The sequence below is a fragment of the Magnetococcales bacterium genome (assembly GCA_015231175.1).
GTDB lineage: Bacteria > Pseudomonadota > Magnetococcia > Magnetococcales > DC0425bin3 > HA3dbin3.
This window is the reverse complement of record JADGBZ010000017.1, coordinates 16,852-37,369: the sequence shown is the minus strand read 5'-3', so window position 1 is coordinate 37,369 and position 20,518 is coordinate 16,852. Positions and strand designations below refer to the sequence as shown.

The 20,518-nt window shown below is 56.7% G+C and carries 20 protein-coding genes; 4 read left to right on the top strand and 16 right to left on the bottom strand.

What is annotated here, in order from left to right; translation table 11 throughout:
- The 9 genes from HQL63_05930 to HQL63_05890 all read right to left on the bottom strand — a co-directional run.
- On the bottom strand, positions 1-218 hold a 218-nt coding region (locus HQL63_05930), incomplete at its 3' end, for a hypothetical protein (GenBank protein ID MBF0176372.1).
- Positions 219-522: 304 nt separating this feature from the next.
- A complete protein-coding gene (locus HQL63_05925) occupies positions 523-2,793 on the bottom strand; it encodes a sel1 repeat family protein (protein MBF0176371.1) in 2,271 nt (756 codons plus the stop codon).
- 109 nt (positions 2,794-2,902) lie between these two features.
- Positions 2,903-3,577, bottom strand: coding sequence for a hypothetical protein (locus tag HQL63_05920; GenBank protein ID MBF0176370.1), 675 nt, complete (start codon positions 3,575-3,577; stop codon positions 2,903-2,905).
- 287 nt (positions 3,578-3,864) lie between these two features.
- On the bottom strand, positions 3,865-4,803 hold the full coding sequence (locus HQL63_05915) for a dihydroorotate dehydrogenase electron transfer subunit (protein ID MBF0176369.1): 939 nt from the start codon (positions 4,801-4,803) through the stop codon (positions 3,865-3,867).
- A gap of 5 nt (positions 4,804-4,808) precedes the next feature.
- Positions 4,809-6,020 carry a dihydroorotase gene (locus tag HQL63_05910; GenBank protein ID MBF0176368.1) on the bottom strand — a complete coding sequence of 404 codons (1,212 nt, stop codon included), beginning with the start codon at positions 6,018-6,020 and terminating at the stop codon, positions 4,809-4,811.
- A 77-nt stretch (positions 6,021-6,097) separates the two neighbouring features.
- On the bottom strand, positions 6,098-7,111 hold the full coding sequence (locus tag HQL63_05905) for an aspartate carbamoyltransferase catalytic subunit (protein ID MBF0176367.1): 1,014 nt from the start codon (positions 7,109-7,111) through the stop codon (positions 6,098-6,100).
- 202 nt (positions 7,112-7,313) lie between these two features.
- Positions 7,314-8,009: a bifunctional pyr operon transcriptional regulator/uracil phosphoribosyltransferase PyrR gene (gene pyrR / locus HQL63_05900; GenBank protein ID MBF0176366.1), complete on the bottom strand. Its 696-nt coding sequence runs from the start codon at positions 8,007-8,009 to the stop codon at positions 7,314-7,316.
- 15 nt (positions 8,010-8,024) lie between these two features.
- Positions 8,025-9,302: a hypothetical protein gene (locus HQL63_05895; GenBank protein MBF0176365.1), complete on the bottom strand. Its 1,278-nt coding sequence runs from the start codon at positions 9,300-9,302 to the stop codon at positions 8,025-8,027.
- A gap of 31 nt (positions 9,303-9,333) precedes the next feature.
- Entirely contained in the window at positions 9,334-10,929 is a 1,596-nt protein-coding gene (locus HQL63_05890; GenBank protein ID MBF0176364.1) for a PEGA domain-containing protein, read from the bottom strand.
- Positions 10,930-11,225: 296 nt separating this feature from the next.
- Here HQL63_05890 and HQL63_05885 point away from each other — a divergent pair, with 296 nt between their 5' ends.
- A complete protein-coding gene (locus HQL63_05885; protein MBF0176363.1) occupies positions 11,226-12,044 on the top strand; it encodes a cyclic nucleotide-binding domain-containing protein in 819 nt (272 codons plus the stop codon).
- Positions 12,045-12,190: 146 nt separating this feature from the next.
- Here the strand turns inward: HQL63_05885 and HQL63_05880 are convergent, their stop codons facing one another.
- Positions 12,191-12,394 carry a hypothetical protein gene (locus HQL63_05880; protein MBF0176362.1) on the bottom strand — a complete coding sequence of 68 codons (204 nt, stop codon included), beginning with the start codon at positions 12,392-12,394 and terminating at the stop codon, positions 12,191-12,193.
- A 526-nt stretch (positions 12,395-12,920) separates the two neighbouring features.
- Between HQL63_05880 and HQL63_05875 the strand changes: the two genes are divergently transcribed.
- Both HQL63_05875 and HQL63_05870 read left to right on the top strand, forming a co-directional pair.
- Positions 12,921-13,535 carry a hypothetical protein gene (locus tag HQL63_05875; GenBank protein ID MBF0176361.1) on the top strand — a complete coding sequence of 205 codons (615 nt, stop codon included), beginning with the start codon at positions 12,921-12,923 and terminating at the stop codon, positions 13,533-13,535.
- 91 nt (positions 13,536-13,626) lie between these two features.
- Positions 13,627-15,213 carry a radical SAM protein gene (locus HQL63_05870; protein MBF0176360.1) on the top strand — a complete coding sequence of 529 codons (1,587 nt, stop codon included), beginning with the start codon at positions 13,627-13,629 and terminating at the stop codon, positions 15,211-15,213.
- Here the strand turns inward: HQL63_05870 and HQL63_05865 are convergent.
- From HQL63_05865 to HQL63_05855, 3 genes are all read right to left on the bottom strand, one after another.
- Positions 15,171-16,916: a pentapeptide repeat-containing protein gene (locus HQL63_05865; GenBank protein MBF0176359.1), complete on the bottom strand. Its 1,746-nt coding sequence runs from the start codon at positions 16,914-16,916 to the stop codon at positions 15,171-15,173. The two genes, HQL63_05870 and HQL63_05865, sit on opposite strands and share 43 nt — an antisense overlap.
- 107 nt (positions 16,917-17,023) lie before the next feature.
- Positions 17,024-17,560 (bottom strand): hypothetical protein, encoded by a 537-nt coding sequence (locus HQL63_05860; GenBank protein ID MBF0176358.1) that lies wholly within the window; start codon positions 17,558-17,560, stop codon positions 17,024-17,026.
- A gap of 68 nt (positions 17,561-17,628) precedes the next feature.
- On the bottom strand, positions 17,629-18,015 hold the full coding sequence (locus HQL63_05855; protein MBF0176357.1) for a hypothetical protein: 387 nt from the start codon (positions 18,013-18,015) through the stop codon (positions 17,629-17,631).
- 281 nt (positions 18,016-18,296) lie between these two features.
- On the opposite strand from HQL63_05855, the gene HQL63_05850 reads away from it, so the two are divergent.
- Complete coding sequence (locus HQL63_05850) at positions 18,297-19,103, top strand: hypothetical protein (GenBank protein MBF0176356.1); 807 nt, start codon at positions 18,297-18,299, stop codon at positions 19,101-19,103.
- Here HQL63_05850 and HQL63_05845 read toward each other — a convergent pair.
- The 3 genes from HQL63_05845 to HQL63_05835 form a co-directional block, all read right to left on the bottom strand.
- A complete protein-coding gene (locus tag HQL63_05845; GenBank protein ID MBF0176355.1) occupies positions 19,095-19,463 on the bottom strand; it encodes a hypothetical protein in 369 nt (122 codons plus the stop codon). The genes HQL63_05850 and HQL63_05845 overlap by 9 nt on opposite strands.
- Before the next feature lie 192 nt (positions 19,464-19,655).
- On the bottom strand, positions 19,656-20,153 hold the full coding sequence (locus HQL63_05840) for a hypothetical protein (protein MBF0176354.1): 498 nt from the start codon (positions 20,151-20,153) through the stop codon (positions 19,656-19,658).
- Positions 20,146-20,481, bottom strand: a complete 336-nt coding sequence (locus HQL63_05835; GenBank protein MBF0176353.1) for a hypothetical protein — start codon at positions 20,479-20,481, stop codon at positions 20,146-20,148. The genes HQL63_05840 and HQL63_05835 overlap by 8 nt, the downstream gene beginning before the upstream one ends.
- Positions 20,482-20,518: the final 37 nt, after the last annotated feature.

The following is a 20,518-nucleotide window of genomic DNA, read 5'->3' as shown; positions in this document are numbered from 1 at the left end:
CGTGGCCACAAAGGCTCCATTGCCGCTATCCCGACAGAAGCCGACGGCGGCTTGCTGCTGTTGCGGCTGTTGAGTCCAACCCGGTTGAGCAGGATGGTGACAACCACCAGCAGCATCTCCAGGGTGGCCCGGAGCGTCGGGGAAATGGTCGTCTCCTCCTGGAGCAAGCGGCGCACTTGATCGACAGTGGAGCGGATTTCGTCTGCGTTGAGCCTCAACGGGAATCTCCTCGAATCAGGTTGATGCGAGGAGTATAGCATGGCTTTTTTGGGCGATTTTTTTTGCCCCTCCATGCCCCCTGGAAGCCAAGATGGGGATGCAGTGTGCGGTGGAGGACCGGAGTAAATCCTACCGTAGCGAGAACGCCCATGAAGGGGCGGTAGAAGGCAAAATCTGACCCTACTCGGATTAGCTGGCGGTTTCTCAAAAAATCGCAAAAAACCGTGTCAAGGATTTTTCTTTAAGGTGGGTGGTGAATAGTTACCTAAATCGAAAGGTTGCATTTCACGATTCAACGGTAAATTACGAAGAACTTGCAGTCAAACGTAATGCACCACGTTGGATCAAAGCCCTGCGTCGCTTCAGTCTGCTGCCAGTAACAGCCTGATTCGACTTATACATCCAAGGTAATTTCCCGCCTTTTTCTGGAGCGGTCACCCTCCTGTTGCCCAACTCCAGAGTGGCTTTCACGGTAAGCCAGGGAGCCAGCCCCCTGGATCCCGATTCGTGGCCGGGTGGTGAATCGTTACGACGAGATGTTCCCTTTCGCGCCACTTGTAAATCCACCAGCAAGCGCGGCCAGAAACCCTCCGGCAATCCAGGCAGATGGGGTATAGGAAAGAAGGAGAGGTCATCCGGAATGGCCGGCGGGGCCAGGGAGTCTGGCAAGGTGCTCACATAGGCGGCCATCTCTGCCTGGGCGTCCAGGCTCTCTGAATTGTCGTCGATGATGGCCAGGAGGTGACCTGCACGTTCCAAGCCCTGTTGTTGGGCTGCGCGCAACCAGCGGCGCGCCTGGTCAAGGTTTTGTGGCGTCCCCAACCCCTTGGCGTGCAGGATACCCAGCAGAAAAGCGGCTGGTGGTGAACCCCTCTCGCCGGCCTTCTGCAACCACCTGACCGCCTCGGCAAAGTCCATCCATGACTCCCTGGCCCCCCCCGCCAACCCAGCCGCGATCAAACCCAGTCGCAGCATCGCTTCCAGATCGCCATGGGCTGCTGCCTGTTCATACCAGTGGCTCGCCAAGGCCAGATCCACCGGCAAACCATACCGCCCCTGCCGATACCCCTCTCCCAACAACCAGGCACAGGAGGTTGTCGGGAGCATGGCCCCTTTTTGCAGCAGGTCCAGACCATAGGCCAAGTCAGGTACGACACCTGTTCCGGCAAGAAAAAATCCACCTGCAAGGCAATGGTTGGTGCTTACGTGGGTAGAGCTGACCATTTCAGCCCAGTAGGCAGCGAGTTCCACATCCTGAGGACCACCCAAACCTGCGGCAGGAATCAATGCGGCCCAAAACTTCCCCTCTCCATTTCCACCTGTGGCACTGGCAACAAAACACCTGCGGGCTTTGTAAAAATCTTTAGCCGTACCTACGCCTGCCAGATAGAACTTTCCCAGGATGGCAGCAGCATCCATGTTGCCATGCTGAATGGCATCATTCATCCTGGTAAAATCCAGTGTTGGCTCGGCTGATGTTCCCATACCAAAAATCCGCATGATTTCGGCTCGGGCGAACACTTCTGTATTGCGTGGATCTTTTTCAACACCCTTGTGAAACCAATGGTAAGCCTCGGACACATTTTGCTCGCCACCATCCCCCTTGAAATAAAAATCACCCAAAGCCATATAAGCGCTTGAATCACCCTTTTCCAATCCCTTATGGAACATGGCAAGGGCCTTTTCCGGATCTCTTGGATGTCCGGGAATATCCTCCAGGTAAAGATATCCCAGGCTGACAAACGACTCGCCATACCCCATCTGGGCAGCCTTCTCGAACCATTCAAGCGCTTTAGCCTTGTCATGGGGATAGCCGTTGCTCCCCTTGCGATAATTTTCTCCCAAAAAATAGGTGCTTCTGCCCACATCGTGACCTGCCGCCTTTTCAAGCCAAAACCGTGATTCCTTGAAATCCGGTTTGACAAACAATCCTTCCGCATAATCGACACCAAGAAGGTACTGGGCAGGAGGAAAATCATTCTCAGCCGACCTTCTCAGCAGTTGTCGTGAGAGCACCATGTCTTCAGGTGCTTTTTTGCCAAAAAAATGGGCTACAGAAAAGGTGAGTTCTGCCGCAGCCCCGCCACTCTCCAACGCTTTACCTTCCCAATAACTGGCTTGCGCCAAATCCCTGGGTACCCCCCAGCCGGTAAAATAAAAGGTTGACAGCATCTCCATGGCATGCCAATCTCCCAGCGAAACGCCTGTAGAGACCCATTGGATAGCCTCTTCGCTCCCAGAAGGGTTCAGATCTGCCTCTGAATTTTCGTACAAGGCTTTTCCTAATGTATACATGGCCTCGGTATTATTTTGTAAGACTGCCTTTCGTAACCAATCCAATCCCTCGTCAACGTTGAAAGGTGGTTTTTTGTCAAAGAGAAGATACCTGCCCATGGCCACCTGGGCCTTGGAGTCACCGGATTCGGCACGCTGTCTGGCTTCTGAAAAAAGGATCTTCTCCCCTCCGACTTTCAAGAATTCGGGGTGTTCTTCCGCTGCGGCGCATCCACCGGCGGGTATCAACCAAAGAGAAAAAACCAAAACCTGGGCCAGAAACATCCATTCGTAACGCATGGAACAGGTCTCCTGTTCAGTAAGGTCCATGATAAGAAATCAGGATTCATAGGTCATCGGCTCTGCAGAACGCACCGATGAGCGCTCAAAATACCTGGATTCCCTTCAACTACTCCCCCCTCATAAGTTCAGGTAGCTGTCCCCTTGCATCCCATGCCTTTTTCATTCCTTCTGGATCCTTCACAGATTCCCAGTTATTTATCCATGTCTCAGCCAACTTGTTACGGGGAATGAAATGCCACCCCTCCTCTTGAGTGCTACTGGTTCCTGAGTTTCCACCCGATTTGGCTCCTTGAACATTCGGAGTTCCCGTGTCTCCACTCATAGCCACATAAACTGTCGGATCCCTCCCCTCCTGTTGACTGCGCCGGTTGATGAAATCGCTCAGGTCACCATAGGTGACGCGCACGGTGTTGTCGGTATCCCAGGCTTCGGGGGCATCCTCTCGGGCGGGGGCGCGCAGGCCGAGATATTTCCTGGACAACATATGGGCATCCCCCAGGTTGCTGGCCATGCGATCCAAGGTTTTGGTGTCCGGTTCGTTGGCCGCCGCATTCAAGTCATCCCCCAGAAATGCCATGTGGTCCAGATTGCGCGTGGCATGGGCCACCAAAAACTCCGGGCTGGGGTTCAAACCCGTCACCGTCCGTAACCGCTGCCGGGCGCGGTTGGCCGCCAAATATTGCTCATACTCCGATTCGGCCTGGTTGATACTGTTCCCGCCATCCTCCAGAATGCGGGCCACCTGACTCCTGATGTCATCATTTTCTCGACTGCGAAACATGTTGTCTTCTCCCATCTGGTCATGAACATGCCGGCAACCGGAGGATTACCCCCCTCTGCCAGCCACCCTTACAGTATAAAACTGTTTACCAAGGGTTTGTATCATATCCACCTACACATCATCAATAATTTTTACCTCGGCAAGTCAAAAATTGTTTTCTGGAATGACATAATGCTTATGCCGGAAAGCTTGCCGCTTCCTGCGCCAAAAGGAAAGGCATGGACCTCCCCGCAGGTCGGGGATTTGCCCGTTGAAAGACAGGGAGGGACATCCAGGGCGTCAAACGATCACATCTGTTGGGCCATCTGGCTCCAGGCCACCTTTTTGACATCGAAGACCGGACCGTCCACACAGGCGCGCTGGTAATGCCAGGAGGCTTTTTCTTCTTCATCCTCAGTGGTTCGCTCGGTGACTGTTGCGTCTCCCTGGCCCAGCATGGGAACGGCACAACCGGCACACCCCCCAAACCCGCAGGCCATGTGGGCCTCCAGAGAGACCTCGCCGGCAAGAGCGAAACGCTCTGCAAGACGGGCCGTTGCCAGCAGCATGGCCGGAGGACCGCAGGCCAACACCCGCAGATGTGCACGGAGAGCCGGGTTCATGTCGCGCAGCAACGCCTCCGCCAGGTCGGTGACGTAGCCCGGAAAATAGCCCGGTGTCGAACGCAACGTGGCGAGACGGCTGGCGACGCCAGAGTGCTCCAGGTGCGCGAGTGCCAGGTACACCGCATCGGGAACCCCCGGCAGGGAGAAGCGGGAAGTGACCAGGGCAAAGGGAGGGGTGCTTTCCGTACCCAACAACAAGGTGACCCGAGCGCCCTGGGCGGAGGCACGCCGGGCAAAAAAATCCAGCGGCGCCAAACCAACGCCCCCGGCCAGCAACAGAACCGGTTGTCCGGCATCGATCGGAGAGAATGGTTGGCCCGATGGGCCTGCCAAGGGGATCATCTTCGCCTCCGGCCAGGCAGCCATGGCCGCCGTACCCAGGCCGACCACCCGATATAGAAGATCCAGACTCCCCGCAACCGGATCGGCATCCAGAATGGAAAATGGGCGCGGCAGGGTCAAACCCGGGTCGCACAGCACATGGACAAACTGACCCGGCGCCGCCGTTGCAGCGATCCAGGGTGCATGCAGACGCAACAGGTGTTGCCTGTCGGGCAGGGCCCGATGGTGCAGGACAAGGGCCTGCCGATGGTGGATGCGCGGACGCTTCGGACCGCACACAGGTTTCAATCCCCGTCCTGATGCACGATGCGCCCGGCAAGGATGGTATACTTGACCCGGCCATGGACACGACGGCCATGAAAGCAGGTGTTACGGGCCATGCCATGCAGCCGGGCCGCATCCACGGTCCACGCTTCCGAGGGGTCGAACACGACCAGATCGGCAGGAGCCCCTACGGCCAGGGTTCCCCGATCGATGCCGAGCAGACGGGCCGGATTGCAGGTCAGGGTGGCCAAAACCTCGGACAAGGTCAGAACACCCTCGTTCACCAATTCGAGAGAGACCGGGAGCAAGGTCTCAAGCCCGACCACGCCGTTGGCCGCCTGGCAGAAGGGAACCCGCTTGCTGTCCAGATCGTGTGGGGCGTGATCGGAAGCGATGACCGTGATGATGCCCTGGGCCAACCCCTCCCGAAGGGCCTGGCGATCCGCCTCACCCCGCAACGGGGGGGACATTTTGGCATCGGTATCATAGTCTCCCACCGCCATGTCGGTCAGGACAAAGTGGTGCGGAGTGGCTTCACAGGAGACTGGCAGACCCCGTTTCCGGGCCGCTGCCACGGCTTGCACGGCGCCCAGGGTGGAGATGTGGGCCACATGATAGCGTCCTCCTGTCAAACCCACCAGACGGATGTCCCGATCCACGATGATCTCTTCGGACTCGGTGGGGATGCCGGGGAGCCCCAGACGGCTGGCGACCACCCCTTCGTTCATGCAGCCATGCGCCACAAGTCCCGAATCTTCGGCGTGCTGGATGAGCAGGGCATTGAAAGCGCGGGAATAATCCAGGGCCTTGCGCATGACACCGCTGTCCATGACCGGGCGCCCATCGTCAGAGAAGGCCACACAGCCCGCTTTTTGCAAAAGTCCCATCTCGGTCAGAGTTTTGCCCTCCAACCCCCGGGTCAGGGCGCCGATGGGAAAGACATTGGCATAACCGGCGGCACGGGCCTTTTCCAAAACGTAACCCACCACGCTCGGGTCATCCATGACCGGCTGGGTATTGGCCATGGCAGCCACCGAGGTGACGCCGCCAGCCGCTGCGGTGCGGGTGCCGCTGGCGATGGTCTCCTTGAACTCGTAGCCTGGCTCCCGCAGGTGGACGTGCATGTCCACCAACCCCGGGGCCACGACGAGGCCATCCGCAGGCAGGATGTGACATCCGGAGGGGGGATCCAAACGGCCAATGGCCTGAATTTTTCCTTCGGCCAGCACCATATCGGCGGTGGCATCGAAGCGGTGGCTTGGGTCGATGACCCGCCCCCCCTTGATGAAAACAACGGCATGCTCCGGGCTCACGGGGTCTCTCCCTTCTGATCCTCTGTGGAGGCCACCGGATCCTTCTCGACGGTGACACGGCCACTGCAAAGGCGATAGAGCACGGCCATGCGGACGGCAAGGCCGTTGGCCACCTGATCGAGGATGACGGTACGCTCCGGATCGTCGGTAAGCTCCGAGGAGATCTCCACACCACGATTGACCGGGCCGGGGTGCATGACCAGGGCGCCGGGAGCGGCACAGGCCAGCCTGCGGCGGCTCAAACCCCAAAATTTGAAATATTCCCGGATACTGGGGATAAAAGCGGTATGCATCCTCTCCAGTTGCAGGCGCAGTACCATGACCACCTGGGCACCGGCAAGCCCCTGGTCCAGGTCGTGGAAGACCGGAGCGCCCAAGGCCTCCTCGGCGAAGCGGGGCATCAGGGTGGGGGGGCCAATCAACCGCACCTGCGCCCCCATGGTCCGCAGGCCGATGGCATTGGAACGGGCCACCCGGGAGTGCAGGACATCGCCACAGATGGCCACCACCAAGCCGTCGAAATTTTTTCGGTTCAGTCGGTGGAGATTGTCCTCGATGGTCAGCATGTCCAAGAGGGATTGGGTGGGATGTTCGTGTCCTCCATCCCCGGCGTTGACCACTGCGGTGTCCACATGCCGGGCCAGGAAGGCATGCACGCCCGGCTCGGCATGCCGGACAACCACCACATCGGGATTCATCGCCTGCAAGGTGATCATGGTGTCGATCAGGGTTTCGCCCTTGGCAACAGAGCTGGAGGCCACGGAAATATTGATCACATCCGCCGACATGCGCTTGCCGGCCAATTCAAACGAGGTTCGGGTACGGGTGGAATTTTCAAAAAAAAGGTTGATGACGGTTTTGCCCCGCAGGGTGGGAACCTTTTTGATGTCGCGATAATTGATCTCCCGGATGGAGGCTGCCGTCTCCAGGATCTGGGTGATATCCTGGCGGCTCAGTTCGGCCATGCCCAGGAGGTGTTTGCGTTTCAACGCCGTTTTCTTGGCAGTCATGGTAGATGTTCACCACCCGGCAACGAATCGGGATCCAGGGGGCTGGCTCCCAGGCAGATCCAGGACAGAGTCCTGGTGGGGTTCGGGGCGAAGCCCTGGTAAGGGCCTCCGTATCCAGGCTTTTCTTGCAAGGGTGCCGAATCGTTACCAGTCATGTTTCTTTTTTGTGGTCAACGAGGAACGAGGCCAAAGTCAAGCCGGGTTATGCACGCAGCCGCCTGACGACGACAAATCTCCCGGCTTCCTTTTCAACCAGTTTGATGCTTTCGCGACATCCGGTTTCCAAAATTTTGGCTGTATGGTCGGGCTGAATCGGGAGTTGCCGGTGACCCCGATCCACCAACACGGCCAGATTGACGATCTCCGGGCGGCCAAAATCGAACAAGGCATTCAGGGCAGCCCGAATGGTACGACCGGTAAACAGGATATCGTCGACCAGGATGATGCTCTTGTCATCAATGTCCATGGCAAGATCGGTGGCCCCCACCACGGGGTTGGGACCGACGGTATCCAGGTCGTCCCGATAAAAGGTGATGTCCAAAAAACCGATGGGAAAGCCCACACCCTGCAACTGAGCCAAGCGGTCCCGCAACAGGCGCGCCACCACGGCTCCACCACGGCGGATCCCGATGACGACCCGTTTTTGGGGTTCGGTGATACCGGCATGGATGCGTTGCGCCATCTGGTCGATGGCCTGTTGCACCTCATCGGATGTCATGACAATTTCTTCGCGCAGATAGGACATGGCGGAGGTCTGTTCCGGTTGGTTCGTGGCAAAAATATCCGCTGCCTGGCACCCATCCCGCTCACTTTTTGCGTTCGCAACCAAACCGGACGCAAAGATCGACGAGGGGGCAGGCAACCCGGGCATTGTGGAGCAGAGTTGATCCGGGCGCAAGGAGGCTCCAGTTGTTCATGGAGGAATCCCAATGCGCGATGGGTCCATGACGTGGCGGATGGTTTTGACCTGATCCTGCCCTGTGACCAGATACTCGGCCTGGGTCAGACGGGAAAACAGGCCACCGGGTCCGGCCAGGTGTCCGCCGTTTTCGTAGATGCCTACGTAATCGCCTATCCGTGGCTGCGGCATCGGGATGGTATCTCTTCGATCATCTGGGTGGCGGCTGCACAGCAACCCGGTCAATTGCACCGGCACCCGGGGATTCCCATCCGGGCTGGAGAGGTTGACAACGTCCCCCCCCAAGAGAGGGGAGGGCACACCACCATCCAGGATACAACAGGCAATATCCCCGAAGGTGTGGGTCGCCACCACCCGCGCCACATGGAGTGCCGTGTTGCTCCCTGACGGGACATCCAGGGCCAAAATGACGGTTACCTCCGGTGGCGTGTGTTTTGCCTTGAAATCTGCCCAGAGCACGGATAAATCCCGATAGAGCTGGACACAATCCCCAAAACCCCGGGTGCGATACGGAGGCATCATCCCCCCCTCCCCGCCGGCCACGAGAATCCGACCAGGCCACTGCCCAATGTTGTAAGCCATGGTGCCGACAATCTCCAGGGCGCGGGAAAAACAGCTCCGCACAGCATCCGCTGGCAGGGTTGCCACGTCGAGGTTGAAATAAAGACCCTCATACCGGCACCCCGGTTTTTGTGCCACGGCAGCAACGAGTTCCTCACCCTGTTCCGCTGCAAAACCAAAACAGGCGACCGGCGCCGCAGAGGGTGGTTCGGACTTTGTCGTGGCAGGGCGGAGATTGATGCGCAAAGCCACAGGAGCCTTGCGACCCAGACGCCTTGCGACCTGATCCATGCGCTCCAACTCCCCCTCTGACTCCACACTGATGGAGCCCAGTCGACTGCCGATGGCCAGTTCCAGTTCAGCGTCGCCTTTGCCGGGGCCCAGATAGTTTATCCGTTGTGGCTGCTCGCCGGCGGCGATGGCCAAACGCAACTCGATTCCCGAGGTCACCACAAAGCCATCCTGATGGGGTTGCAACCACCGCAGCACATGGAGGTTGGGATGGGATCCGACCCGGCCACTGAGTAGAAGATTCCCGCCCAGGGAAGCACGCAACTCCCGGAGATGGACAACTTGAGCCGGCCCATCGTATATGCAGAAGGGGGTTCCCTTCGTGGCAGCGAAGTGGATCAGGTCCACACCACCGAACGGCGGGTCGTCCGGCGTGGCCGGATTGGCAGAAGGTGTCTCATGCAAAACCGCCGCTGCCATGGCATCTCTCGCGTGAAAAGGAGGCAGGAGTTCAAGGGTCAGGCTGAAGCGTGATAGGCAGGGTCAACTCCTCGTCCAAATCAATCCACATCTCCTGAGTTTTATATCCGGGGTGGGACACGTGGACTTGATATTTTCCCGGCGGCAACGCCATGCCACGCCGATAGCGGGCTCGAATGTTCAAAACCTGTACCTTGGCCTGGGGAGGTTTGGTATGGACCGTCAGCCTGTAGGTGGACGATAAAGGCTTTTCCAGGGTGATGGGTACGACCAGATCTGCACTGCGCAGGGTGACCCATTGCCGGTTGGTGATGTACCCCGGGTGTGCCACTTCAATTTGGTAGGGGCCAGGAGGCAACGACATGCCTGGCCGATAGGTGGAACCGATATTCATGATGCGCACGCTGGCGTTATCAGGGTCTGCGGCCACAGTCAGGTGAGGCAAGGAACCGACGGCTTTCTCTCCGGGCGCACTCCCCCCGGGCGTGGCGCCGCCCACCCGTTCGGCGCCGATTTCGTCCAAGTCACCGGTCGTCACGGGACGACTCTCCGTAAAAACACCGGCATTTTTGGAGGAAGGCGATCCGGCCACTTCGGGCGTTGGGGGAGATTGGAGCCTGACGGCGTTTTCACCTGGTTCCTCGGCAGCCCCGGGCGGAGCGGCGGTCCGGGGTGCTGGAATCGTTTCCACCGGGGATCCTCCCTCTGTCCTGGAGGTGACCACCGGAGGTGCCACCGGGAGTGAATCAGGTGCCCGCTCCGCAACAACGGTAACATTTTCCCCGTGGGAAGGTGGCACATGCGAGGCCTCACCCCTGCCGGTTGAGATCGGAGGAGTTACCACAGACGACGATCCCGCTTGAAGGGGCATCTGTGTGGCAGTCGACGCAGGAGTTTCAGGTGTGGAGGATGGAGGAGGCAAGGATTCGACAAGCCTGGGCGACTTGGACTCCAAATCGGAAAAAGAAGTGGAATAAGCGAACCACCCAAGCACCCCACACAACAACGCGATCCCCGAGAACAGAACAAGAAACTTTTGGGTCGGAAAAGATCGCAAACGTGGCGAGAGCACCCTTTGGCCTGGTTCACCGGACAAAACCGGGGTATGGGTCGTTGGCTTTTCCAGACCCTGGGCGGCAACCTTTTTCCGGGCGCCTTCGTGGCCCAGAGTGGCGGCCATATGCCATGCGGCCAAGGCCTCCTGTTCCTGGTTGAGCAGGTGCAAAACGTCACCCATGTTGAACCAGGCGCTGGCATACTTGGGAGCCACAACGATGGCCTGTCGATAGCGGGCCTCTGCTTCGGGCAACTGTCCGCTTTCGTGCAACGCCCGCGCAAGGGCGAAGACGACCTCGGCACTGTCGGGACAGAGAGCCATGGCCGCCCGGGCTTCGGCCTCGGCGCGCACACCGTCCCCCTTCTCCATGGCCTGAGCAGCCTTGCTCTTGTGACGAGCCGCTGCGACCACGCTGTCCGGGGTCACAGGGGTACTCTTCAAGCGCTGCCCTTCGTGCAGCATCCGGCCAAGATTGCGAAGATCATTCTCCGCCTGTTCCAGACGCCGTTCAAGACTTGGCATGGATCTGACATTGCGCGGCTTGCTGTCGAAACCGGACATTCCGTCCATCTCTTTGATCCTGTGCATCCAATTCGTGACCCTACTCCCCGAACCCCACCAGGACTCCGTCTTAGGCCCTGCCAGGGAGCCAGCCTCCCGGATCCCGATTCTCCGATAAAACCCTCTCGATTCTGGCGGATATGTGGGCAAATGGAAAGGCCTGACAACGAAAAATGGCGGAAATCCCAGGTGGGAAGACCGCATTTTCACTGGCATCCAAACGTTTCCGGTATTACGTTATCGAGCAGGTGGATGACGGACGCAAGAGTTGGCGTCGAAGGAGCTACAGGGGGGTGAGGACGGCCATGATCAAAAAAAGTTTGTTGGACAAAATTCCGTTTTTCAAAACGTTTACGGACGAAGAAAAAGAGGAAATTTCCCAACTTGCCGATGCCCAGTTCGTCAAGTTTGCCACCAACGAGTCCATCATCAATGAGGGCGAATTTGGGGACATCTTCTACATCATGCTCCAGGGTTTGGCGAAGGTTTACAAAAAGCCCTTCATGGAACCCATCGCCGATCTGAAACCTGGCAGCATTTTCGGTGAGATTGCCTTTCTCAGTCCGCGCGTTCGCACCACAAGCGTGATCTCCATGGCCGACACATTCCTGCTCAAATTTCCCAAATCCATACTGAAAATTTTGACCCCGGATACCCGGGACAAGCTCAAGGACCAACTCATCATCGTGTTGATCAAGCACCTGGATGGGTTGCGTCAGGCCATTGAACGCACCAAGGCGCCACCTCCCGTGGAACAGAGCAGCAATCCTTTTGAAGAGTTCAAAAAAGCCGAAGAAGAAGAACGCGAAGATGTGATCTACGAAGATGATGATGGCCTCAAGTTGACCTATCTGGGGCGGAAAAAGGTGCGCATGGAAAAAGACAACAAAGCCACCGAGGTGGAACTTGTCACCCTGAGCGAGACGATACCCGGAAAATATATCAAGGCAATCCAGTCAGCCGGAAAGGATCCGCGTGATTTCATGTACGGCAGGGAGTTTGTTCTGCCACGTCCGGCAGCCCGGGCCTGGAACCAATTGATGGTCACCGTCAGCAACGAAGCGCTGGTCAGGCAGCGTCAGATCGACGCCTACCAGAAGATCGACGGGCTGTACACAGCCTGACCACCCATTGCAAAAAACACCTGCCTGGCATCCGAAGCCAAAAAAAAACGGGGCACACGACGGGTGCCCCGTTTTGTTTCTGCCTCCGCCCGCTTCTGATGACCGCAATCGGGATCAAAGCGGAAAAAGGCCAGCCGGCCTGATGACTACTTTTTCTTGGCGGCTGCTTCTCCCTTGGCGGCTTTCTTTGCCTTCTTTTTGGTTTTAGAGGGCTTAGGCTTGACAGAATCGGAAGCGTCGTGAGCGCCAACCCCAGGGGTCGCAGGGGCGACGCCCGGATCCTGCGCAAAAGCAGTGCCGGCGAAGGCAAGAGCTACAACGGAAGCGATGACCATATTTCTGATTTTCATTTGTATCCCCTTGTTTTATGGAAATTTCGTTTGTTCTGCACCTGAAACGCCTTGCGATCGCGTCATCCGATCTGAAGACTGAAAAAAATACCCCCCTCATCTATACGTTCCGGAAACGAGGTCTCACACCTCGGTTACACCTTTCTCCCACGACCCGAGCGTTCCTGTGTTGCCATTTCACGGAAACAGTTCGCGTCCAGGTGTCCGAAAAATGCGTTTTTTTTCAGGGAAACACTGCCCCCCACAACACGGAGGGGCGACTGCGGCCAAAAGTGCGCGATCCTACCACAGGCAATTGTGTTGAGGAAACGATATATTTTTGCGATCATTCAGTCCCCTTTCTCGTCCAGGCTTTTCTTGGAAGGGTACTGAACGGTTACGCAAAAACAGGGGTCGGCAGCACGCTGTTGCAAATGCGAAGGCCCTGGTCAATGGACCCCTGGTCAACGGACCCGGGTGTGGTGCATGATGCGCCCGAGCGGGGAGGGGCATTTTTTGTTTTCACCATCCAAAACAGGAAGGCCGCATGCTTGGCGTTCTGGCTCTGAATTCATTGGCAATGATCATCCAGCAAACCGGATATTTCCTGTGGAGTACCCGTCGGGAAAAAACCCGGACCATTCAGGAGACGGCCATCAGTCTCAACAGGACCGAACGTTTTCTGAGTGAACACAGCGCCCAGACCAATCCGGCGGTTCTGGATCTGGTTCAGCAGGTGGAAAAATTGCGCAGCAAATGGAATCTGTTTGTGGAGGATTACGTTCGACAGGGGTGTGAACCTTTGTTCGCCGAAAGGGGCATCCACTTCAGCCAGATGCAACAGCGTGTCCGCATTTACCAGGCGGATGGAAGCGTCGCCCGCATCGACATCATGGCCCTGAACAAGGATACGGTCGTTCTGATCGAGGTGGAGAGCACCTTGCGGGTGGCGGATGTCGAAAAACACATGGTTGCTTTGCGGCAATTCAGAGAGTGGTACCCGGTTTATGCGGACCGCCAGGTGATCGGCGCCGTGGCCGGTGTCCTGACGGATGGTGATGCAGAGGTCTTTGCCCGAAAACAGGGTTTGTATGTCATCCTCCATATCGGGGACAGGGTGTGGCTTGCCAACGACAAGGAGTTTATTCCGCGCTGTTGGTGACTTTGAGGATATTCAGCCAGGGAGCCAGCCCCCTGGACCCCGATGCGTGGCCGGGTATTGAAATGGTTGCGAGGAGATGATGATGCATGACATGAACGTTTCCCTGGTCTCCTTTTTTGGACCCAACTCTTTTCCGGTGAGGATTCTGGAGGCTTCGCTGGTTGCTGCGGGTTTTCCCTGCACGACGGTTTATGCCGGCGGCGCACGTTATGTGTCGCGCATGGCAATCGACCAGTTCGATTTCACCCAGATGGCAAAAATCGTTCTGGAGACGGACCCCGGGTTGGTGGCCATCAGCGTGCGATCCATCTTTTTTCCCTGGTGTCAGCGTCTGGCGCAGGCGATCAAACTCCAAAGGAACGTTCCCATCATTGTGGGGGGCACGCACGCCATCGTGGCGCCGGAGGCCTGTCTCGAAATAGCCGATATGGTTTGCCTCGGTGAAGGGGAAGAGACCCTGGTGCAGGTGGCCCAGGCCGTCCGGGAAGGCCGATCCCCCGATGCCATCGACAACCTCTGGATCAAAAAAATGGGTGGCCAGACCATCCGGAATCCATTGGGAAAGCTGATACAGGAGCTGGATCTATTGCCCATTCCCATCGTGGGTTCCCGGGAGAACGCACGCAAAGTTTACCTGCACGCTGGCCAGCTCCAGCGGGAGGATCCCCTGCTGGTGGAAAAATCCGGATTCTATGATTTCATGGGGGGGCGTGGATGTCCCTTCAAATGCTCCTACTGTACCAACAGTTTTTTCCATGCCCACTATCAGGGAAAGGGAAAGATGATTCGATACAGGTCGGTCGAGCATGTCATGAGGGAACTGCTGGAGGTCAAAAAAGTCCTTCCCGATGTCAGATTGATCGGGGCCAATGATGAGGTCTTTGGCATGCGGCCCGACTGGCTGAATGAGTTTTGTGAACAATATCGGGAAAAGATCGATATCCCCTTTCATTGTGATCTCCATCCATCCTTCGTCAACGAAAGAGTGGTCTCCGCCCTGCAAACCTTGCCGATGGAGTCCATCACCATTGGCATCCAAAATATTGATGAACAAATACGAAAAGATATATATCAAAGAAACATACCGGATTCGCGTCTCAAAAAAGCCATCGATCTTCTGGATGCAACGGATATTCGCATCCACTATGATTTCATCTTTGACGACCCCCTGATTGGCGCCGAGCAGGGGTACCAATCCACGATCGAATGGATGTTGCAAAGGCGGCGACCTTTTTATATCGCCATGTATTCCATGCAGTTTTTTCCAAAGACGACCTATACGGACAACCTTGTGGAGAAGGGAATCATCACCAGGGATCAGGTGCAGGGCCAAACCATTGTCGATTCCGGGGAGTTTCGGGTCCAGGGCCGGGCCAAATATCGCACGTCTGACCATGCATCCGAGTACCACCTTAAATTGATCGATCTGTTCAATGGTGAGTTCATCATGACCCGGCGTGGGCGATCCTATGTCAACCTGACACCGAATTGGTTGATTCGCGCCTTTCGCTTGCTTGGAAACCATCGATTTATGATAAAACCCGGATTTTTCTTGCTGCGCCAATGGACAAGGGTGATCCGTCTTGTTTATTTGTCGTTAAAAGTTTATCACCGGATGGGCCGGTATGCGTGGGATCATGTTGGCAGCAGATGGCAGTTCTCGCCAAAGAGTGTTTGAAGACCAGCCGTAAACTCCGACGCCGGATAGGCGCACTGGTTGTGGACAAAGGTCAGGCGGGCGATGCCACCGGCGTTGCCGTCAAAATATCCTTGTGGCGTCAACACCAGCCATGAATCCTCCTCATACCACAGGATAGCCAGGAGCTGCCTGCTCGCCACCGCCCACAGCCGCATGCCATCCCGGCCACCGCTGAGGAGTCTCTTGCCATCCGGGCTGAAGGCGACGCTCGTGACCCAGCTGTCATGCCCCGCAAGCGTGCGCAGGGGCGTGCCCGCCGCCGCATCCCAGAGGCGGATGGTGTGGTCTTCACTTCCTGACGCGAGGCGCGTGCCATCCGGGCTGAAGACGACGCTCCAAACCCCGTCGTTATGCGCCATGAGCGTGCGCAACAAAACACCCCTGTGGACATCCCAAAGACGAATGGTTCTGTCATCGCCTGTTGAAGCAAGGAGTGTCCCATCCGGGCTGAGGGCAACGCAGTTGACGCTGTCATGATGCCCAGATTGGATCGATGTGGATAGAAAACCATCACCATCCAGCGGGGGAGCGGGCGGGCGGAAGGACCAACCCCCGGGAGGTGACGAATCGGGGTCAAAATGCTCGGGAAGTTGTGCCCCCGCCAACCGTACCATGGCAAAGAGTTGTGGATTCCAGGCGACCTCCTGGAGATTGGCCCGTTGCAACAGGACCGAACGCAAAGGGGTGTCGGCCAGATCGACCCCGCGCAAATCGGCTCCGGCCAGATCCGCCCCATCCAAAGTGGCCTGTTGCAGACCACACCCCGCCAGATCCACCCCCGGCGCGTGCAGTTGCGTCAGATTGGCGCCCCGCAGGGAGCCCCGGATTTGCGCCGTTGCCAGGTTGGCGTGGAACAGATCGGCCCGCTCCAGGACAGCCTGGTGCAACACCACCCCGGCCAGATCACCATCCGCCAATTGCGCCCCGGTCAATTGCCAACTGGCTGGCTGCGGCGCCGTGTCCGGCTGCCGCCGCCGCCAGGCTATGGCCAGGAACAGGGCATTTTCACTGACCCTCGGCATATAGGGGCGCTCCAAAATCTGCGCCAAAATTTGGGCCAGCAGGGGGGCCCAGCGTCGGCCCTGCCCTGGATCCGCCAACCGGTCCAGGAAAAACCCCACCACCTCCAGACGCAGCCGGGGCAGGTCCAACACTGTCTCCTCCCTCCGCTCCAGGCCGGCCAGGAGATATCCAGCCAAAAAATATTCCTGGAACGAGGTGTGGGCAAAACGAAAATTTCCCGCCCCATCCCGGGAGAGAAACATGGCCGTGCGAAGTTTGATCTCCAGCCGGTTCAGGGTGTCAAGGAAGTTGTCCGCTTTTTCGGCTCCCGGCAGCAGGGTGGGAAGCTTTTTCTGGATCCAGGCAAACAGTTTGTTGCGGTCATAAGTTGCCACAACGTCCTGCCACATTTGCCCGGCCAGCCGTTCCATGGCCATGGTGATGATGGCCGGCGGCAACTCATGTTTGCCCGAATCCCGCCGCACCCACTCGTCGACCACCACCCCGTAGATATCTCCGGCGGTGATCGCCCTCCTCGTTCGGGCGCGTTGCTGCAAATCCGGCAGGCGCGCCACAATCAGCTTGAGCAGAAAGGGGCGTTGCGCCAAGTCCGACAGGTCATGCAATTGTTGGAACGTTGCCAGGATCATTCCCCCCTGGCCGGGAAAATACTGCTCCAAATATTGCCGGATGCGCTCCTCGTCAAACGGCAGCAGATAGACGATGCGAAAATCCTTGGTAACTATTCAGCACCCTTTCAAAAAAAGCCTGGATATGAAAGCCTTTGTCAGGGCTTCGCCCCGAACCCCACCAGGACTCTGTCCTGGACCTGCCAGGGAGCCAGCCCCCTGGACCCCGATTCGTGGTCGGGTGCTGAATAGTTACAATCCTTGATCGAATAACCATCCCGGGTCAAGACGGTACGCACCCCGCCGCCAATCTTCTCCTCCTCGTTGGCCCGATCGATAAAATAGTGGGTACGGCTGGAGATCAACACCTTCCCCTTGCTTCCTGGCGGCTCTGCCCGGCGAATCTCTCTCAGGAGATAATCCCCCTGGGCCTCGTTCAGGCTGGCCGCCAACTCGTCAAAGCCATCGAAGATCAAGGCGAGGTAGCCCGCCCGCACCATGGCCAGCAGGGCCGACACCTTGACCTCGCCAAATCCCGCCATCCGGCAAAGGTGTTCCATCATCCCCTCCAGGGTCGGGAGGGGTTGACCCGGATCCCGGGGGGGCAAATCCCGCAGATCCAGGTAGAGCGGAGCCAGCAGGGTATCGTCCCCCCCTGGCGCTTCTCGATGACCATGCGGGTGAACATGCGGCAAAGAAATGTCTTGCCCATCCCATAATCCCCCAGGATGGCACAAAAGGGGGTTTGGGACTCCTTGAGCCACTACAACAGCAACAAACGCGCATCCGGCACCGTGGTTTCCCGCCCCTTTTCCGCAGCATCCGGCTGGAGCAGGTGCATCAATGCTGGTATGTACCCTTCTGCCTGATACTCTTTACAACGTCCCGCCTTGTGCAAAACCTCATGTCCAAAATGGTCCCGTTGCAACCAGATTTGCAGCAGTGCCGGAATTTCGCTGGGCTGAATGCTTCGGTTGGGTTGAGGTGACTGTTTCGATAAATCATTTGGTAAACTGGGTTGATCTGATTTTTTTTGCTCATTTTGATGCTGTGGAAAATCCGGTCGTGTCAATCCTTGACCTATTGAACCAATTGAGCGAAAATTCACTGTACATTTACCACCCGAGACGAAGGAATGTCTGATGGCCAACCTGGAAGATCTTTGTTGCCAAAATCCCCAATGCCCTGATGCCGGGATTCGTGGCAAAGGCAATTTGCGGTGGCATGGATGGAGTGGTCACAAACGCCAAATTCGTGGGGTGTTTTGCCGAACCTGTGGCAGGTACTTCTCGGAACGGAAAGGAACACCCCTTGAACACAGCCGTTTGCCAACGGAAAAGGCCCTATCCGTGTTCGAGCATCTTCGAGAGGGTTGTGGTGTTCGGAGTACGGCACGTTTGGTGGGCGTGGCACCGGATACAGTGACACGCCATGCGCGCCGCGCAGGAAAACATGCACAAGCCTTACATGATGAATTGGTGGCGTTTTCCCCCTCAGACCCGAGAAGCTCAACTGGATGAGAAATGGGGATTTGTGTTCAAGAAAGAAGCTCATTGCACTCCGGATGAGGAGAAACGGGGAGACAACTGGGACCATACCGCCGTTGATCCGGAAAGCCGCTTGCTGTTGAGCGTCGTTCCTGGAAAACGCACTGCCGAGTCGTGCCAAAAAGTGGTGGATGAGATCAAGCAGCGCACGGGGGGACAAACAAATTTGTTGATCACCTCCGATGAACATGTGCCCTACAAAACGGCCATCGAACGGGCTTATGCCATTGAGACACCGCAGCCGGATGGCTCTACGCAAAGGGTTATGCCGAAGGGGTTGTGCTGCGCGACAGTTCGCAAGATTCGTCAAAATGGTCGCGTGGTCGAGGTGATGAAGACGCTGGTGTTTGGGACATGGATTCTTCTGAACACATTGTTATTCCGTTCTTTTTCAAGCAAAACTGTCAATACATCCTTCGTGGAGCGAAACAATGGCACGGATCGGCACCAAAATGGCCGCAAAAGCCGAAAGACATTGAAATTTTCGAAGGATTGGGAGATTCACAACGCCATGACTTTCTTTGTGGGGTACAGTTACAATTTCTGTTGGCCAGTCAGGACATTGCGAATCAAAAACGAATGCGGACAATGGAGTTCCCGGACACCAGCAATGGCAGCAGGACTTGCCAGTCATATTTGGTCAACACGGGAGTGGGTTTCCTTCCCTGCAAAACCAATAAGGTTAATATAGGACACCACCAAAAATTTTTTCTGCCTCGGTTAGTTCCCTGACGAGCCAGACAGTTTTGGCCTCGATGGGCCGGTTGTCGCCCGGGTGGTGCAGTTCCGCCGGGGGAATGAGTTTTTTTAGATGGTTGTTGATCTGTTTTTTGACATTGTTGCGAAAGGCCTCCAGCGCCTTGTGGTCGGTCAGATCCTGATGCACGGTGTACAGAACCTTGGGCAAGGGAAGTTCCGCCTGCCCGGTTGACCGGAACAATTTGGCCAAGGCCAACGTTTGTTCCTGGAGGGAGTCGCGCATGTTGGGGGCGATTGTTTCCAGGAGGGTGGCGGCTTCGGTGGCGGTGAGGGGCTTACTTGCGGAAGACATGAAGGGTAAAACAAACTACCTAATAGATGCGTGCATTATTAACATGGTAGTAACTATTCAGCACCCTTTCAAAAAAAGCCTGGATATGAAAGCCTTTGTCAGGGCTTCGCCCCGAACCCCACCAGGACTCTGTCCTGGACCTGCCAGGGAGCCAGCCCCCTGGACCCCGATTCGTGGTCGGGTGCTGAATAGTTACACATGGTATTCAATCATATCATACGCCAAACCCAGGGTTTCCTGGTTTGTATGACGACGTAAGAGATTATAATGAAACTCCTGTGTAATGCTCTGTGGAAGTCTGGCTATGTCTATAGTAAAAATATACTTCAGACAAAGGGCAAAGGGAACAAGGCCATTCAATTTTAAAGCAAGCGGATTTTCGATCAAGTCATTGGATAATTGGATCGGGCACCATCGAGAAACACGAAAAGTAATAATACCAGTCAGCTTACCACCTGACGCACTGCATCCGCGTCGATTGAGGATAGCCTGGACATCTTTTCTTGATTCCGCAAGCGCACCATTCAACGCATGTTCAGAGATCTCGATACCGTCTGTACTCCACTTGACTTGTTGCGCCATTTCAAAAGCAGTCACGCTGAAATAATCGGAAAACGCGCCCAATACACGCTCAGTGAGCGGATTCTCCTGAGGGGATGGCTCATGGACACGACCTCCTGGACTAAGCATATTTGTTTGCCTCCTCCAAAAGTCGTTTATAATCAAATTCTATGTCACTACCTTGCTTAATGCGGGCAAGAATCTCCTGTTCGGTCAGGCCGTGATTCAGTTCAACCGCGTTTCCCTGCGACTGCATGGCCTTTTTGGCCACGCGCGCCGAGAATTCGCGACGAAAATCCGGATCCATTAACTGCGTCGACGTTGGCACATTTTTCTCCGTTCCAGCATGGGAGAGCAGCCTGCCGACCAGACCACCCGCTACTTTCCACCTGATCGTATCGCTAAACCCACCACTACGCCCTAGTGGCTCAACCGTGCTGATTTGATGTGCAGGCAAGCCATGAATCGGGGTCCAGGGGGCTGGCTCCCTGGCT

Bases quoted from the DNA above. Each gene is read 5' to 3' on its own strand.
- HQL63_05845 (MBF0176355.1), bottom strand. From the start codon at position 19,463: ATGTCTTCCGCAAGTAAGCCCCTCACCGCCACCGAAGCCGCCACCCTC.
- HQL63_05885 (MBF0176363.1), top strand. From the start codon at position 11,226: ATGATCAAAAAAAGTTTGTTGGACAAAATTCCGTTTTTCAAAACGTTT.
- HQL63_05895 (MBF0176365.1), bottom strand. From the start codon at position 9,302: ATGGCAGCGGCGGTTTTGCATGAGACACCTTCTGCCAATCCGGCCACG.
- HQL63_05875 (MBF0176361.1), top strand. From the start codon at position 12,921: ATGCTTGGCGTTCTGGCTCTGAATTCATTGGCAATGATCATCCAGCAA.
- HQL63_05905 (MBF0176367.1), bottom strand. From the start codon at position 7,111: ATGACTGCCAAGAAAACGGCGTTGAAACGCAAACACCTCCTGGGCATG.
- HQL63_05920 (MBF0176370.1), bottom strand. From the start codon at position 3,577: ATGTTTCGCAGTCGAGAAAATGATGACATCAGGAGTCAGGTGGCCCGC.
- HQL63_05880 (MBF0176362.1), bottom strand. From the start codon at position 12,394: ATGAAAATCAGAAATATGGTCATCGCTTCCGTTGTAGCTCTTGCCTTC.
- HQL63_05910 (MBF0176368.1), bottom strand. From the start codon at position 6,020: ATGGTGCTGGCCGAAGGAAAAATTCAGGCCATTGGCCGTTTGGATCCC.
- HQL63_05925 (MBF0176371.1), bottom strand. From the start codon at position 2,793: ATGCGTTACGAATGGATGTTTCTGGCCCAGGTTTTGGTTTTTTCTCTT.
- HQL63_05850 (MBF0176356.1), top strand. From the start codon at position 18,297: ATGCGCGCCGCGCAGGAAAACATGCACAAGCCTTACATGATGAATTGG.
- HQL63_05870 (MBF0176360.1), top strand. From the start codon at position 13,627: ATGAACGTTTCCCTGGTCTCCTTTTTTGGACCCAACTCTTTTCCGGTG.
- HQL63_05890 (MBF0176364.1), bottom strand. From the start codon at position 10,929: ATGGACGGAATGTCCGGTTTCGACAGCAAGCCGCGCAATGTCAGATCC.
- HQL63_05840 (MBF0176354.1), bottom strand. From the start codon at position 20,153: ATGCTTAGTCCAGGAGGTCGTGTCCATGAGCCATCCCCTCAGGAGAAT.